Genomic DNA, 14,829 nt, shown 5'->3' with positions numbered 1-14,829 from the left:
GAACTCTATGCATAGCAAAATTTTGGGTACTGGCAGTTATCTGCCGAACTCGGTACGTACCAATGCCGATCTCGAACAGATGGTGGAAACCAGCGACGAGTGGATTGTGGAGCGTACCGGGATCCGTGAACGTCGCATTGCCGGTGCCGATGAAACCGTCGCCACCCTGTCTCACCAGGCTGCTCTGCGCGCCTTGGACGCGGCGGGCCTGACCGCTGCCGATCTCGACATGATAGTGCTGGCCACCACCAGTGCCGAGAACGCCTTCCCGGCCGCCGCCTGTGAGTTGCAGGGCCTGCTCGGGGTGCAAGGGATCCCGGCTTTTGATGTGGCCGCTGCCTGCGCCGGCTTTACCTACGCGCTCTCCATCGCCGATCAGTTCGTCAAATCCGGTGCTGCCCGCCACGTACTGGTGGTCGGGGCCGATGTGCTGTCACGCATGTGCGATCCGGAAGACCGCGGTACCATCATCCTCTTCGGTGACGGGGCAGGGGCCGTGGTGATCGGCGCCAGCGACACGCCGGGCATTCTCTCCACCCATCTGCATGCCGATGGCCGTTACGGCGATCTGCTCAAGCTGCCGCAGCCGCGCCGCGGTATGCCGGGGGCCGAACTCGAAGCCTACATGTACATGAAGGGCAACGATGTGTTCAAGGTGGCGGTCACCCGTTTGAGCGAGATCGTCACCGAAACCCTGGCTGCCGCCGGCATCGCGCCGAGCGAGCTGGACTGGCTGGTGCCTCATCAGGCCAACTTCCGCATCATCAGCGCCACCGCCAAGAAGCTTGGCATGGGACTGGACAAGGTGGTGCTGACCCTCGACAAGCACGGCAACACCTCTGCCGCCTCCGTGCCCATCGCCTTCGATGAAGGGGTGCGTGACGGCCGGATCAAACCGGGCCAGCTGGTATTGCTGGAGGCCTTCGGCGGTGGTTTTGCCTGGGGCTCGGCGCTGGTTCGCCTCTGATCGTGGTCGGGATGAGCAATCTGGCTCATCCTGCCGCTCTCATTTTTGTCTTATCTAAAGGAATCAATGATGACCCAATTTGCCATTGCCTTCCCGGGACAGGGCTCCCAAACCGTCGGCATGCTGGCCGAGCTGGCCGAACAACATGCCGTGATCAAGGAGACCTTCGCCGAGGCGAGCCAGGTGCTGGGTTATGACCTGTTTGCCCTGGTGATGGATGGTCCGGCCGACGATCTGAACAAGACCTGGCGCACCCAGCCCGCTTTGCTGACAGCCTCTGTCGCGCTGTGGCGCCTGTGGCAACAGCAGGGTGGGGCAACTCCCGCCGTGATGGCTGGCCACAGCCTGGGTGAGTACTCCGCCCTGGTGTGCAGCGGTGCACTGGCCTTTACCGATGCGGTCAAACTGGTCGAGCTGCGTGGTTTGGCCATGCAGGAAGCCGTGCCGGAAGGCACCGGCGCCATGGCCGCCATCATCGGCCTGGACAATGACGCCATCGCCGCCAACTGCGAAAAAGCGGCACAAGGACAGGTGGTCTCCCCGGTCAATTTCAACTCTCCGGGCCAGGTGGTCATCGCCGGCCACAAAGAGGCCGTCGAGCGTGCCAACGTGCTGATGAAAGAGTCCGGCGCCAAGCGTGCACTGCCGCTGCCGGTCTCCGTGCCTTCTCACTGCGCCCTGATGAAACCTGCCGCAGAAAAATTGGCAGCTGCGCTGGACGGGATCGAGATCAAGGTTCCTGCCATCGCTGTCATCAATAATGTCGACGTATCCTGTGAACAGGATCCGGCCGCCATCAAACAGGCTCTGGTGCGTCAGCTGTTCAGCCCGGTTCGTTGGACCGAGACTGTCGAGCGGATGGCCAATGAGGGGGTTACCCTCGAGATCGAGATGGGACCGGGCAAGGTATTGACCGGGCTCGCCAAGCGCATCGACAAGCGCGTGGAAGGTATTCATGCCAACGATGCCGCCTCTTTCGAGCAGGCGCTGGCCCAGATCAAGTAAACAGGAGCAAGTAATGAGCTTTACCGATAAGGTTGTGTTGGTGACCGGTGCCAGTCGTGGCATCGGCCGTGCAATTGCCGAAACTTTTGCGGCCCGTGGCGCCAAAGTCGTCGGCACTGCGACCAGCGAGAGCGGCGCCGAGGCGATCAGCGCCTATCTGGGTGAACAGGGTTGCGGCATGGCACTGAACGTGACCAGCCAGGAATCCATCGAAGCCGTCTTCGCCGCCATCAAGGCGCGTTTTGGCGACATCGACATCCTGATCAACAACGCCGGTATCACCCGTGACAACCTGCTGATGCGGATGAAGGACGATGAGTGGAACGAGATCATCGACACCAACCTCACCTCCCTGTATCGACTGAGCAAACCGGTGCTGCGCGCCATGATGAAGAAGCGCAATGGTCGCATCATCAGCATCGGCTCCGTGGTGGGCACCATGGGCAACGCCGGTCAGGTCAACTATGCGGCCGCCAAGGCGGGGCTGGTTGGTTTTACCAAGTCGCTGGCCCGTGAAGTGGCCTCCCGCGGCATTACCGTGAACGCGGTTGCCCCCGGTTTCATCGAGACCGATATGACCAAGGCGCTCAATGAAGAGCAGCGTGCCGGCATCATGAGCCAGGTGCCTGCCGCTCGTCTGGGCGATCCAAAAGAAATTGCCGCTGCTGTGGTATTCTTGGCATCGGATGATGCCGCCTACATCACTGGCGAAACCCTGCATGTTAATGGCGGGATGTACATGGTGTAATCAATTTGTCGTGAGATCTGTTCAAATTTGCGATAGTACGCCGAAGTTTGGCGAATTTCGTGGTTTGACCAGCGGCAAGCCACTTGCAAACTCACGTCAATTGAATAAACTACCCCAACCAGACGCAATAGCGTATTTTTAAAGGAAAATTCAGGTCATGAGCAACATCGAAGAACGCGTAAAGAAAATCATCATCGAACAACTGGGTGTTAAAGAAGAAGACGTTAAGAACGCTGCCTCCTTCGTCGACGACCTGGGCGCTGACTCTTTGGATACCGTTGAACTGGTAATGGCGCTGGAAGAAGAATTCGATACCGAAATTCCTGATGAAGAAGCCGAGAAGATCACCACTGTTCAAGCGGCTATCGACTACATCACCGCTAATCAGGAATAAGTTCCTGTTCTGAAAGAAGCGGCCCAAGGGCCGCTTCTTTTATGTTTACCCCTTTTCAAAACACCTCTCGGAGACTACCTCAGTGTCAAAACGCAGAGTCGTGGTGACCGGCTTGGGGATGCTTTCCCCGGTAGGCAACACTGCCGAATCCAGCTGGCAAGCCCTGCTCAACGGGCAGAGCGGCATTTCTCCCATCGAACACTTTGATGCCAGCGAGTTTGCGACCCGTTTCGCAGGCCAGGTCAAGGATTTCGATCCCGAGCAGTACGGTATCAACCGCAAAGAAGCTCGCAAGATGGACCTCTTCATCCAGTACGGTATCGCCGCAGGCATACAGGCGCTGGATGATGCCGGTCTCGTCATCAACGAGGCAAATGCCGAGCGCGTCGGTGTGGCGATCGGTTCCGGTATCGGCGGCCTGGGTCTGATTGAACAGAACCACAGCAGCCTGGTCAACGGCGGCCCCCGCAAGCTGAGCCCCTTCTTCGTGCCGTCCACCATCATCAATATGGTGTCCGGTCATCTCTCCATCATGAAGGGTCTGCAAGGGCCGAACATCGCCGTGACCACCGCCTGTACCACAGGTACCCATGCCATCGGCATGGCCGGCCGGATGATCGCCTACGGTGATGCGGACGTGATGGTGGCCGGCGGCGCCGAGAAAGCCTCCACCCCGATGGGGATGGGCGGTTTTGCGGCAGCCAAGGCGCTCTCCAACCGCAACGACGAGCCCACAAAGGCCAGCCGTCCGTGGGATAAAGATCGCGACGGTTTCGTGCTGGGTGATGGCGCTGGGGTGCTGGTGCTGGAAGAGTACGAACACGCCAAGGCCCGCGGCGCCAAGATCTACGCCGAGCTGGTTGGTTTTGGCATGAGTGGCGATGCCTACCACATGACGGCGCCTCCCGCTGACGGCAACGGTGGCGCCCGCGCCATGCAAAATGCCATCAAGGATGCCGGCATCGCCCCCGAGCAGGTGGGTTACATCAACGCCCACGGCACTTCCACCCCCCTGGGTGACGTGGCCGAACTGCGCGGCATGAAAGCGGTGTTTGGCGAGCATGCCAAATCCCTGATGATCAGCTCCACCAAGTCTATGACCGGTCACCTGCTGGGTGCCGCCGGTGCCATCGAGGCGATCATCACGGTACTGGCGCTGCGCGATCAGATGGCGCCGCCCACCATCAACCTGGACAACCCGGATGATGAGTGTGATCTGGACCTGGTGCCTCATGTTGCCAAGGCTGGCAACTTCGAATATGCCCTCTCCAATTCCTTCGGTTTTGGTGGCACCAATGGCTCACTGATCTTCAAACGCGTATAATTCGCCCTGGGCGGATAGTATGGGCCCGATACGACAGTATCGGGCCTTTTTTATCGGAGGGATCCTTTTGCTGATCAATGGAATACCGACAGACAGCGTTTCCGCCATGGATCGTGGCCTGGCTTATGGCGATGGCCATTTCACCACCTTGCTGGTCAAGGATGGTCGCCCCGTCTGGTGGCCGGCTCATCTGGCACGGCTGCAGCAAGCGAGCGCCAGACTCGGCCTTGCCGAGCTGGACTGGCAACGCCTTGGCGACGAGGTCGCCGGGATGGCTCGCGACCAGACGCTGGCGGTGATCAAGGTGATGCTGACCCGAGGCAGTGGTGGCCGGGGGTATGATGGCACTGCCTGCCATGCACCGACCCGGATCCTGTCGCTGGCCGCTTACCCGGCTCACTATTCAGCGTGGCAGCAAACCGGTATTCCCCTGCTGGTGTGTCAACAACGGCTGGGGGATGCCCCCATGCTGGCGGGCCTCAAGACCCTCAACCGGCTGGAGCAGGTGCTGCTGAAAAGCGAACTTGCGGCGCGTTCGGGAGTCGAAGGTATAGTCTTGAACAGCCGGGGATTTCTGGTAGAAGGGGTCAGTGCCAATCTGTTTTGGCGCCGTGGCAGAACGGTATTCACGCCGGATCTAACCCACTGCGGCATAGACGGCATCATGCGGCGCCATGTGATGGCGATGCTAAAACAGATGAGCATTGAACTGCGTGTCGTGGAGGCTCCGCTGGAGTCACTGTGGCAGGCCGAAGAGGTATGGCTGACCAATACCCTGATGGGCATAGTGCCGGTGACCGGCATCGGGGAGACCCAATATGCCAGTCCGGTATTGATCCGCCGCTTACAGGAGCGTTTGGTCATTGAAGTTTAATCGGCTTTACACCCTGCTCGCGGGCGCGGCGCTGACAGTCGCCGTGGCCGGGGGCTATGTACATTACAAATGGCAGCAGGTGGAGACGCTCACCAACAAGGGGCCGACCCGCCTCTTTACCGTCGAGAAGGGGGCCCATGCGGCGCGCCTGATCGCCGAACTGGGGGAGGGGGAAACCAGCCCCTGGGCGGTGCGGCTCTGGCTGCGCGGTCACCCCGAGCTGGTTGCCATCAAATCCGGCACTTATGAAATCAAGGAAGGGGCTCCGCTCAAGGAGACTCTCTCCCTGTTCGCCTCCGGCAAGGAGTTCCACTTCAGCCTGACCTTCGTCGAAGGATCCCGTTTTGAGGATTGGCTGAAGCAGCTGGCCAGCGCCCCTTATCTGGAGCGCTTGACGGTGGAGCAGAGCGAAGCGGATCTGGCCCAGGAGCTTGGCATCGACAATGGCAAGCTGGAGGGGTGGTTCCTGCCGGAAACTTACGCCTATACCACCCATGCCAGCGATATTTCCATCCTGCGCCGCGCCTATCAGGACATGCGAGCCTTCCTGCAGCAGAGCTGGGACAAGCGCCAGGCCAATCTGCCTTACAAGACCCCTTACGAGGCGCTGATCATGGCCTCGATCATCGAGAAAGAGACCGGTCAGCCGGAAGAGCGGGCCCAGATTGCCTCGGTATTCGTCAATCGCCTGCGCCTTGGCATGAAGTTGCAGACCGATCCCACCGTCATCTACGGGGTGAAGGACAAGTATGATGGCAACATCCGCCGCAGCGACCTGACCGATGTGAACCCCTACAACACCTATGTGATCGACGGCTTGCCGCCCACGCCCATCGCCATGCCGGGCAAGGCTTCCATCGAGGCGGCGCTCAACCCCAAATCGACCGACTACCTCTATTTTGTCGCCAAAGGGGGCGGTGCCCACTACTTCTCCAAGACCCTCGATGAACACAATCGGGCGGTCCGCGAATACATATTGAAGAAACCCTAATGTCTAAATTTATCGTGATTGAAGGACTGGAAGGAGCAGGGAAGAGCTCCGCGGTGCGTTATGTGACCGACTATCTGCATGGCCACGGCGTGGCGCGGATCGAGTGTACCCGTGAGCCGGGTGGTACCCCGCTGGCCGAGCGGATGCGGGCCATCGTCAAGGAGGTGCACGACGAGCGCCTTACCATTGAAGCCGAACTGTTGCTGATGTACGCCTCCCGGGTCCAGCTGGTCGAAACCCGCATCAAGCCGGCGCTGGCCGACGGTGTATGGGTGGTGGGCGATCGCCACGATCTCTCGTCCCAGGCCTATCAGGGGGGGGGCCGTGGTATCGATGCCAATCTCATCGGTGCCATCAAACGGGCCGTGCTCGGTGACTTCAAACCGGATCTGACGCTCTATCTCGACATCGATCCAGCCATCGGCCTGCAGCGGGCCCGCCACCGCGGTGAGCTGGATCGGATCGAGCTCGAGCAACTCAGCTTCTTCGAACGCACCCGCCAGCGCTATCTGGAATTGGCTGCCGCCGATGAGTCAATCAAGGTGGTCGATGCTGGCCAAGCGCCGGAGCAGGTGAAGGCGGCCATCGAGGCTGCACTGGCCCACTATCTGAAAGATGAGCCCTCATGTATCCCTGGTTGATCCCGGACTGGCATGCCTTGAGTCAGACCGCCGCGGCCGGTCGACTCGGTCACGCCTGGTTGCTGCTAGGCGATCCCGGTCTTGGCAAGGAGCAGCTTGCGGAACAATTGGCGCGCTTGCACCTCTGCCATCGGCCCGAACGGGGTGAGCCCTGTGGCCAATGTCACTCCTGCCAGCTGTTTGAGAAGGGCCATCATCCGGATCTGGGCACCCTGACGACGGAGAGCAAGACCATCGGGGTCGAGGCCATTCGCGAGATCTGTTCGCGCCTGCAGAATTCGGCCCAGCTTGGTCGCGGCAAGGTGGTGATTATTCCCGATGCGGAGCGCATGACGGAGTCGGCCGCCAACGCCCTGCTCAAAACCCTGGAAGAGCCCGCCGGCGACAGCTTGCTGCTGATGATCGCCTCCCAGGTTTCCCGTTTGCTGCCGACCATTCTCAGTCGCTGTCACAAACATGTCTGCCAGTTGCCTGCCGAGGGTGAGACGGTGCGCTGGCTGGCCGAGCAGGGTCATCAGGCCACGCTGGCCCAGGTACGGATCTGCCAGGGGGCGCCGCTGCGGGTGCTGCGCTATATCGAAGAGCAGCAAGACAGTGCCCGCCGGGATCTGCTGGAGAGTTTTCTCGCGCTGGCACAGACGCCGACCCGGGCCAACCACGTGTGCGGTCTGCTGGCGAGCGATACCCAGGTCAGGTTACACTGGTTGCAGCTGTTCTTGTGCGATGCCCTCAAGACGCAGGCCGGTTGCGGCCATCATCAGCTGGCGATGCCGGATCTGACGGCGCTCAGCCAGCAACTGGCCGATCTTCATTCCAGCGAGAAGCTGCTGGAGGCAGAGCAACAGCTGGTCGAGCTGAAGATGGCCTGCCAGCCGGGGCAGCTCTCCAATCCTACCATCCATCTGATGAACTGGCTGACTCGCTGGTTATAGATCTCGCTACAAAGGTTTTATATGTTACTCGTTGATTCCCATTGTCATCTCGATCGCCTGAGTTATGGCAGCAAGCAGACCAATATGGCCGATGTGCTGGCCAAGGCCGCCGAGCAGGACGTGGGATATTTTCTGTGCGTGAGCGTCACCCAGGCGCAGTTCCCGACCATGCTGGAAGCGATCGCCCCTTATCCTCAAGTGTTTGCCTCCTGTGGCGTGCACCCTCTCAACCAGGAACCTGGCGTCGATGCCGCCTTGTTGTTGACCCAGGCGGCAGATGAAAGGGTGGTGGCCATCGGCGAGACCGGGCTCGACTACTTCTATTCGCCGGAGAACAAGGAAGTACAGCAGACCTCGTTCCGCGAGCATATCCGGGTGGCCCGCACCCTGAACAAACCCCTCATCATCCATACCCGCGATGCCCAGCAGGATACCCTGCAGATCATGCGCGAAGAGGGGGCCGAGCAGGTCGGCGGGGTGTTGCACTGCTTCACCGAGTCGCTCGAGATGGCGGAGGCGGCCATGGCGATGGGTTTTTATATCTCCATCTCCGGCATCGCTACCTTCAAAAATGCAGCTGATCTGCAGGCGGTGGTCAAGGCGCTGCCGCTGGAGCGACTGCTGGTTGAAACCGACTCACCTTATCTGGCGCCGGTTCCGCACCGGGGCAGAGAGAACGAGCCGGCCTTCGTGCGCGACGTGGCCCAGTTCATCGCGGATCTGCGGCAAATGCCGCTGGCTGAATTGGCGCAAGCGACCAGCCACAACTTCTTCGAGTTGTTCAAGTTGGCAAAGCGATAACAAACAACGCCCCGCATAGCGGGGCGTTTTACTATGACAATCAGCACTATCATGGCCCACCCAAAAAACGATCACTGCAGGTTGTTATCTCTCACTTGGTGTCGTGGGTACTGATAAGATCAAATCCACAACCCCTGATAAAACGGAGCAGGGTTGAGAGGGAGCTGAGGAATAAATGAGGGGGGCTGAAATAGGCTAAAAGCACTCTTCATAAGTATCGATAATATTCATTATCGATACTTGATAGATCTGCAAGATCCTGTAAGATCCAACAAAACTCCGCATTAAATCATAGAGTTAAGTGAACTACCCACACATCCAGTCCCAAACTCAGCAGGCTTTGCAGAGTGTCTTCGATCCTCAATTGAACAGCCGGGCCAGACGCTTCCTGCGCAGCGCCAAAGCCGACTCCACTCTCAATGCCTATCAGGCCGATACCCGCATCTTCGTGTTCTGGTGTCAGCTGCATGGGCTCGATCCGCTGCAGACCACCCATCATCACATCATGAACTTCCTGGCAGATCAGGCCGACGGCATCCTGGCTGACTGGGTCTGGCTGGACAAGGAAGAGGGGAAGGGGGAGCTGCGCAACGGTGAACCCCGCAAGCCCGCCACCCTGGTAAGACGGCTCGCCGGCATTCGTTATGCCTTCAAGCAGAAGGGGATCCACCCCATGCCGACCGAGCACGCGGAGATAAAGGAGATGATGCGGGGCATAGTGCGGCTCGGTGACAACCGCAAACGCAAAACGGGGGCACTGACCCTGAAACCACTGGCCTGTGTGCTCGACGAAATCGACACCGGCAATCTGGCGGGGCTGCGGGATTACACCCTGTTGCTGCTGATGTTCAGCGGCGCCTTGCGACGCTCGGAGGCGGCAAGGATTGAGGTGGATGATCTCGACTTTGTGGGGCAGGGGATCCGTCTTCGGCTCAAGCCCAGCAAGCATCAGCTGCATGAAACGGAGATCGCCCTGGTGCCAGGTAAACAATATTGTCCGGTGTCGGCACTGGCGCGCTGGCTCAAACAGAGCAGGATCAGCGAGGGCGCCCTGTTTCGCCGCATGAATCGCTGGGGTCAGCTCATGCCAGAACCGCTCGGTCCGCAGGGTATCAACCTGATGATCAAGCGGCGTACCGGTCAGGCCATCGACGATCTCCAGGTCAGCGGCCACAGTCTACGGCGCGGCTTCATCACCTCGGCGGTCACTGCCGGCAAACCGATGAACAAGATCATCGAGGTCACCCGTCACAAGGACATCCGCACCTTGCAGGAGTATTTCGACGATGCCCACAAGTTCTCGGATCACGCCCTGGATGGCTTGCTGTAATATAACCGCGTCACTCATATTTTTATGTTAAATGATATCTTGTTGATCCAATGATATATTTGCAGCGCACTGAGCTCACCCCATCTAGAGGGGAGAGGAGAGCTAGGCTCCTCACGTTCGCCAGTGCACGGTGAAGAATCGATGAGAGATAACAGGCTATAAAAATCAAAGTTGCAAGGTGATATGAGCCAGGAAATGAAAGTGAGCAGTGCGCAAGACAACGCCGAGCGGCAGCGCCAGCACGTGAAACGCAAGCAGGAAACTCACAGCCGATTGCAATGCTGGATCAGCAATCGCCACGCCGAACGGTTGGCCATGCTGGGGTTGCAGCTCGAAGACAGCCAGGCCTCTCTCATCGAGCAGGCCATCGATCTGCTCTATCAACATGAGCTGGAACAGGAACAAGCAGTACCGCATGTCGAAGTGCCAGAGCCGGCAGAGGTGCTCGAGTAAACGCACCGGCGGCATGATGCTTCATTGCGACATGCGAACGGCGAGCATAAAAAAAGCCAGGTACGAATTCCTTGTACCTGGCATAGGGGAATTGGCTCCTTGCAGAGCCGTGCGCTAACTGGTGTTCGGATAGCCTTAAGCTTAGACAAGGCTCGAGGCTTTTCAAGATCCACGCAAAAGTTCAACCGGAGTGTGGGTTTTCCTGCTCCGGCCACACTCGTTACACGAACAGATTGTTGTCGCGCACCAGCTCGCGGGGCAGGGCATTCTTGACCCGGCTGCCCACCCATTTCCCCATGCCCAGGGTATGACCCTGATAACGGACGATCACCTCGCCAGTGCCGGCGGCTTGCTTCGGCCACACATCCCGCCCCATCATGAACTCCCGTGCATCAGCAATGCCGAGCTCGACGAATCCCTTACTCGCACCGTCACCATAGGCCAGCGCCCACTCATGGGTCAGCCGGTAACCTTTTTTGAAGGTCTCCGCCAGTTTCAGCCCGATGCGATCGAAACGCAGCTTGCCTTGTACCTGTTCGAACAGCTGAGGGAAGAGCCAGATCTCCTCGCTGCGGCCAAACAGATTGCCCTGCGGCACGACCCCGAAGGCGGCTTCAATCTCGCGCAGCATGGGCTCTGACTCCTTGGCCGGCAGCGGCGAGAAGGGAAATTTGCCGAGCTTTCCTGGTTTGAACATGGTGTTGGGCACGGAGTGGTGCTTGCGCAATCTGGCAACGAAAAAGCCTTCACTGTCGAAGATTTGGGGCCAAACATGCAGGTATCCTTCCGGCGTGCAGGCCTGCTCTGCAGCAGGGAAGAGATCGGCCAGCGAGTCAAAGCTGAACGCATCGCCAAACTTGTCCAGCAGTGACTGACAGACGGCCTGGTTCTCCTGCAGGCTCAAGGTGCAGGTGGAGTAAACCAGTACGCCGCCCGGTTTGAGGGCATGAAAGGCACTCTCCAGCAACCCCTGCTGCACCGCGGCAATCTCGTCGATGCTCTCGATACTCCAGTTACGCAAGGCATCTTCATCCTTGCGCACCGAGCCCTCGCCGGAGCAGGGGGCGTCGAGCAGGATGGCATCGAAGGTTTCCGGCAACCACTGGCCGAATACTTTCGCATCGAAATGAGTCATGCCTACGTTGGTCACGCCGCAGCGCTGCAGATTGGCGCTGAGCACCTTGAGCCGGCTACTGGAGTATTCGTTGGCAACCAGCATGCCCTGGTTGTTCATCAGGGCCGCGATCTGGGTGGTCTTGGAGCCGGGAGCCGCCGCCGCGTCCAGCAGCATACCATCGCGCCGGGTCTGCTCGCAGGCAAACAGGGCGGTGACCGGCAGCATGGAACTCGCCTCCTGAATGTAGAAGAGCCCGCTCAAATGCTCGGCGGTGTTGCCAAGGGGCACACTCTCGTCTTCGCGGCTGAGCCAGAAGCCGGTGTCGCACCAGGGCACAGGATCGAGCAGCCAACCGAGCGGCTGCATCCGTGCCACAAACGCCGCCACCGATATCTTCAGGGTGTTGACCCGGATGCTGCGCCGCAGCGGTCGTCGACAACTGGCCACGAACTCATCCATGGAGAGGTGCGCCGGCATGATGGCCGCAATATGGCGCAAGAAGTGATCGGGAAGATAGGTGTTGTCGTGCACGGTGCAGTCTCGTTGACCGAAAAAGAGGGGCGACATCTTATCACAAGGGTAGGAATATTCTGAAAGCGCGACGGGTAAAAACAAGCCCGGCACAGTGCCGGGCTTGAGTGAGCGTGAGTGAGGGGAGCGATCAGGGCTGGATGCGGGGGCTCCACTCCTGCCACTCTTTCTCTGCCTTGGCATGCAGCGGGTAGCTGTGACCGGCCTTGACGGTCGGTCCCATCTCTTTCTCCGGAGTGTTGAAGGCGATACCGCCGGCGAGCAGGCTCTGCACCGTCTCCACCTCGATGGTGCCGCCGGTCAGGCCGATATCCGCCTTGACCCCGGAGACATTCCAGAAGCGGGAGTTGGCCCGCACCAGATGGGCGTACTCCTGCTCCACGTTGACATCGATCAGCACCTCGCTGCCATCGCGGGCCAGCGCTACCTTGGTCACGCTGCCCACCACCATCTTGCGAAACAGCAATGGACTGCCGACGCTCAAACCGTTGACCGACGCGCTCTTGAGGGTGAGCGCCAGACCGGCCGGGCCGCTTTGGCTGAGGGGGAAGCGATCCTTGCCAGCACCCTGACCGGGCTGCGCCTCCACAAAGGCGCCCTTGATCAGGGTATCGAGGTGGGCCACGCCGCCCAGCCCCAGCTTGGCCTGGACCAGGGTAAAGCGGGCACCAGACTGCAGGAAGCGCGCGGCATACTGGCCATCCAGCTCGGCCTTGAAGATCACCTGGCCCAGGGTCGGCTCCAGCTCAATCTGTTCAATCTTGCCGATGTCGACCCCGCGGTAGCGGATCGGGCTGCCGACCCCGAGTCCCGGGTTGCTGTCGGCCACCAGGGAGAGGGTCCGTACCTTGGCCTTGGCCTGCTCCTTGCTGTCAAACAGCTGGTGACTGCTGCGACCCGTGCCGAGCCGATCGAATTCGATGGCGCCGCGCAGCAGGGTGGCGAGGTTCCCCACCTTGACCTGCACGCCATCCACCCGCACCCGGGTATCCAGCGCCGGCTTTTTCCAGAATTGCGGCTGCTGCTCCAGCAGGGGGGCATAAACACCGGCGATCTCAAGCTCGATCTCCACCCCCTCCTTGGCGGCGCGCAGCGCGTTGACCTTGCCAGCCTCGAGCCCCAGATAGAGCACGGGGGAGCCGATGCCGATGCCGTCAGCCTGCTCCGCCTTCAACACCCAGCGACGGGGCTTGGCATCCCGGGTACCGAGCAGGGCCAGCTCCTGGCTGGGATAGAGCCGGTTGACCCGCTCGCCGGCGGGGGCCTGCACCAGCTTGATGCCGCCGCCAATCCAGGCGCTGGCCGGGCTGGTTTCCACCTTGATGCCGCTCAGGTCGGCATCGATCTGCAGCGGCGCCGCCCGATAGAAACGGGCCCGGTTGAGCAGATGCTGATACTGGCTCTGCACGACCAGGGCCACGCTGGCGTTGCCACCGCCATCCAGGGTGAGCTGGCTGATCTGGCCCACCTGCAGACCCTTGTACCAGAGCGGCGCCCCTTCGTTGAGGCCGGCCAGATCGTCGGCCTGCAGCACCAGCTTGATGCCACCCGGTTGTTCTTTGCTGCTCAGCGTCATGGCCTTGACCCGCTCGCCCGCCACATAGTCGAGGCGAATGGCCGGGCCCGCCAGCAGGCGATCCGCATGCTTGATGCCACCGGCGCCGAGGGAGACGCTCTCCCACACCAGACGGCTGTTGCCGGTGATCCGAAACGCCTGTTCCGGGTTGATCAGCGCGGTCACCACCCGGCCCTTGTCGGTGAGGCGAATGGGGTCGATGCGGCCGATCTCGATGCCTTCGAACAGGATGGGCATCCCCTCCTTGATGGGCAGATCCCCCGCCTGGATGGCGATCCGCTCACCGCGGGCCGCCTCGGCCAAGCCTTTGTAGAGGGTAAAGACCTGGCCTTTTTCCGGCTCCGGAGAGTCCTTGGGAGAGTCGAAGGCGATGCCGCCGCTCAGGATGGAGGTGAGACTACCGGCCTCCACATTGACCCCGGCCAAGCTGAAGGAGCCCTTGATGCCGCTGATGTTCCAGAAGCGGGTGTCGGCCTTGATGAGGTGCTCAAAACGCGGCTCGATCACCAGATCCAGGATCACGTTCTGGTTCTCTTCGCCAAGGCGGGTGTTGATGACGCTACCCACCTCGATGCCGCGAAAATAGAGTTTGGCGCCGATGCCGACCGAGCCGAGCGAATCGGCGGTCAGGTGCAGCATCCGTCCCTGGGCCTGATAACCGGGGGGAGGGCCATCCAGCGCGTCGAACTCCTCCTGCAGCGGGTTGTTGTCCCGCCCGGGCTGCAAGTTGATGTAGTTGCCGGAGACCAGGGTATCGAGGCCGGAGATCTCGGTGAGCGATGCCTTGGGGCTCACCAGCCAGAAGTCAGAGCCTTTGCGGATGAGCGGGCGAGCCCGGCTGTCAATCTTGGCCAGCACGGCTATCTTGCGGCCATCCTCGGCCAGCTCCAGCTCCTGCACCACCCCGATGGCGACCCCCTGATAGCGCACCTGGGTCTTGCCCGGCAGGATACCGTTGCCCTGGGCGAAGTTGATGCGGATCAGCTGGCCACTGCTGGCAAACTGCTGGTAGATGAAGCCCCCCGCCAGCAACAGGGCGATAAAGGGCAGCAACCAGACGGGTGACAACCAGCGACGCTTCTCAATGACGGGTTCAGCCCCGATCATACCGACTCCTTAATTGGCTGAGATAAACAGCAGTTCAG

General features: G+C 60.3%; 14 protein-coding genes. 12 read left to right on the top strand and 2 right to left on the bottom strand.

All coding sequences use genetic code 11. From position 1 onward, the window contains the following. Positions 1-7 precede the first annotated feature (7 nt). The 12 genes from OKC29_RS02530 to OKC29_RS02475 all read left to right on the top strand — a co-directional run bounded on the left by OKC29_RS02530 (position 8) and on the right by OKC29_RS02475 (position 10,460). Complete coding sequence (locus OKC29_RS02530) at positions 8-967, top strand: beta-ketoacyl-ACP synthase III (protein WP_016350719.1); 960 nt, start codon at positions 8-10, stop codon at positions 965-967. Positions 968-1,036: 69 nt separating this feature from the next. Further along, positions 1,037-1,972 carry an ACP S-malonyltransferase gene (gene fabD, locus OKC29_RS02525; RefSeq protein ID WP_024944762.1) on the top strand — a complete coding sequence of 312 codons (936 nt, stop codon included), beginning with the start codon at positions 1,037-1,039 and terminating at the stop codon, positions 1,970-1,972. Positions 1,973-1,985: 13 nt separating this feature from the next. Next, positions 1,986-2,720 carry a 3-oxoacyl-ACP reductase FabG gene (gene fabG, locus OKC29_RS02520; protein ID WP_005300916.1) on the top strand — a complete coding sequence of 245 codons (735 nt, stop codon included), beginning with the start codon at positions 1,986-1,988 and terminating at the stop codon, positions 2,718-2,720. A 157-nt stretch (positions 2,721-2,877) separates the two neighbouring features. Beyond that, positions 2,878-3,114 carry an acyl carrier protein gene (gene acpP / locus OKC29_RS02515; RefSeq protein WP_005300909.1) on the top strand — a complete coding sequence of 79 codons (237 nt, stop codon included), beginning with the start codon at positions 2,878-2,880 and terminating at the stop codon, positions 3,112-3,114. 82 nt (positions 3,115-3,196) lie between these two features. Beyond that, on the top strand, positions 3,197-4,438 hold the full coding sequence (gene fabF / locus OKC29_RS02510) for a beta-ketoacyl-ACP synthase II (RefSeq protein WP_017408413.1): 1,242 nt from the start codon (positions 3,197-3,199) through the stop codon (positions 4,436-4,438). Positions 4,439-4,457: 19 nt separating this feature from the next. Next, the gene (gene pabC, locus OKC29_RS02505; RefSeq protein ID WP_182859879.1) at positions 4,458-5,312 is read left to right on the top strand and encodes an aminodeoxychorismate lyase; all 855 of its coding nucleotides are present in this window, start codon (positions 4,458-4,460) and stop codon (positions 5,310-5,312) included. Continuing rightward, positions 5,302-6,303 (top strand): endolytic transglycosylase MltG, encoded by a 1,002-nt coding sequence (gene mltG / locus OKC29_RS02500; RefSeq protein ID WP_182859880.1) that lies wholly within the window; start codon positions 5,302-5,304, stop codon positions 6,301-6,303. Before pabC ends, mltG begins: the two co-directional genes overlap by 11 nt. After that, positions 6,303-6,944, top strand: a complete 642-nt coding sequence (gene tmk, locus OKC29_RS02495; protein WP_182859881.1) for a dTMP kinase — start codon at positions 6,303-6,305, stop codon at positions 6,942-6,944. Before mltG ends, tmk begins: the two co-directional genes overlap by 1 nt. Beyond that, positions 6,929-7,876: a DNA polymerase III subunit delta' gene (holB, locus tag OKC29_RS02490; protein ID WP_182859882.1), complete on the top strand. Its 948-nt coding sequence runs from the start codon at positions 6,929-6,931 to the stop codon at positions 7,874-7,876. Before tmk ends, holB begins: the two co-directional genes overlap by 16 nt. 21 nt (positions 7,877-7,897) lie before the next feature. Beyond that, positions 7,898-8,677 (top strand): TatD family hydrolase, encoded by a 780-nt coding sequence (locus OKC29_RS02485; RefSeq protein WP_182859883.1) that lies wholly within the window; start codon positions 7,898-7,900, stop codon positions 8,675-8,677. Between the two features lie 301 nt (positions 8,678-8,978). Then, positions 8,979-10,007 carry a site-specific integrase gene (locus tag OKC29_RS02480; protein WP_073350284.1) on the top strand — a complete coding sequence of 343 codons (1,029 nt, stop codon included), beginning with the start codon at positions 8,979-8,981 and terminating at the stop codon, positions 10,005-10,007. A 183-nt stretch (positions 10,008-10,190) separates the two neighbouring features. Beyond that, positions 10,191-10,460 (top strand): RepB family protein, encoded by a 270-nt coding sequence (locus OKC29_RS02475; protein WP_073350282.1) that lies wholly within the window; start codon positions 10,191-10,193, stop codon positions 10,458-10,460. A 220-nt stretch (positions 10,461-10,680) separates the two neighbouring features. On the opposite strand, the gene rsmF is transcribed toward OKC29_RS02475, so the two are convergent. Then, entirely contained in the window at positions 10,681-12,108 is a 1,428-nt protein-coding gene (rsmF, locus tag OKC29_RS02470) for a 16S rRNA (cytosine(1407)-C(5))-methyltransferase RsmF (RefSeq protein WP_162275686.1), read from the bottom strand. 130 nt (positions 12,109-12,238) lie between these two features. Then, a complete protein-coding gene (locus tag OKC29_RS02465; RefSeq protein WP_073350278.1) occupies positions 12,239-14,791 on the bottom strand; it encodes an MlaD family protein in 2,553 nt (850 codons plus the stop codon). Positions 14,792-14,829: the final 38 nt, after the last annotated feature.

The organism is Aeromonas sp. QDB34 (assembly GCF_027705405.1).
GTDB classification, from domain to species: domain Bacteria; phylum Pseudomonadota; class Gammaproteobacteria; order Enterobacterales; family Aeromonadaceae; genus Aeromonas; species Aeromonas hydrophila.
Note: the sequence above shows the minus strand (reverse complement) of the source record. Positions and strands in the feature narration are given on the sequence as shown.

Bases quoted from the DNA above. Each gene is read 5' to 3' on its own strand.
- OKC29_RS02530 (WP_016350719.1), top strand. From the start codon at position 8: ATGCATAGCAAAATTTTGGGTACTGGCAGTTATCTGCCGAACTCGGTA.
- fabD (WP_024944762.1), top strand. From the start codon at position 1,037: ATGACCCAATTTGCCATTGCCTTCCCGGGACAGGGCTCCCAAACCGTC.
- fabG (WP_005300916.1), top strand. From the start codon at position 1,986: ATGAGCTTTACCGATAAGGTTGTGTTGGTGACCGGTGCCAGTCGTGGC.
- acpP (WP_005300909.1), top strand. From the start codon at position 2,878: ATGAGCAACATCGAAGAACGCGTAAAGAAAATCATCATCGAACAACTG.
- pabC (WP_182859879.1), top strand. From the start codon at position 4,458: ATGGGCCCGATACGACAGTATCGGGCCTTTTTTATCGGAGGGATCCTT.
- tmk (WP_182859881.1), top strand. From the start codon at position 6,303: ATGTCTAAATTTATCGTGATTGAAGGACTGGAAGGAGCAGGGAAGAGC.
- holB (WP_182859882.1), top strand. From the start codon at position 6,929: ATGTATCCCTGGTTGATCCCGGACTGGCATGCCTTGAGTCAGACCGCC.
- OKC29_RS02485 (WP_182859883.1), top strand. From the start codon at position 7,898: ATGTTACTCGTTGATTCCCATTGTCATCTCGATCGCCTGAGTTATGGC.
- OKC29_RS02475 (WP_073350282.1), top strand. From the start codon at position 10,191: ATGAGCCAGGAAATGAAAGTGAGCAGTGCGCAAGACAACGCCGAGCGG.
- OKC29_RS02465 (WP_073350278.1), bottom strand. From the start codon at position 14,791: ATGATCGGGGCTGAACCCGTCATTGAGAAGCGTCGCTGGTTGTCACCC.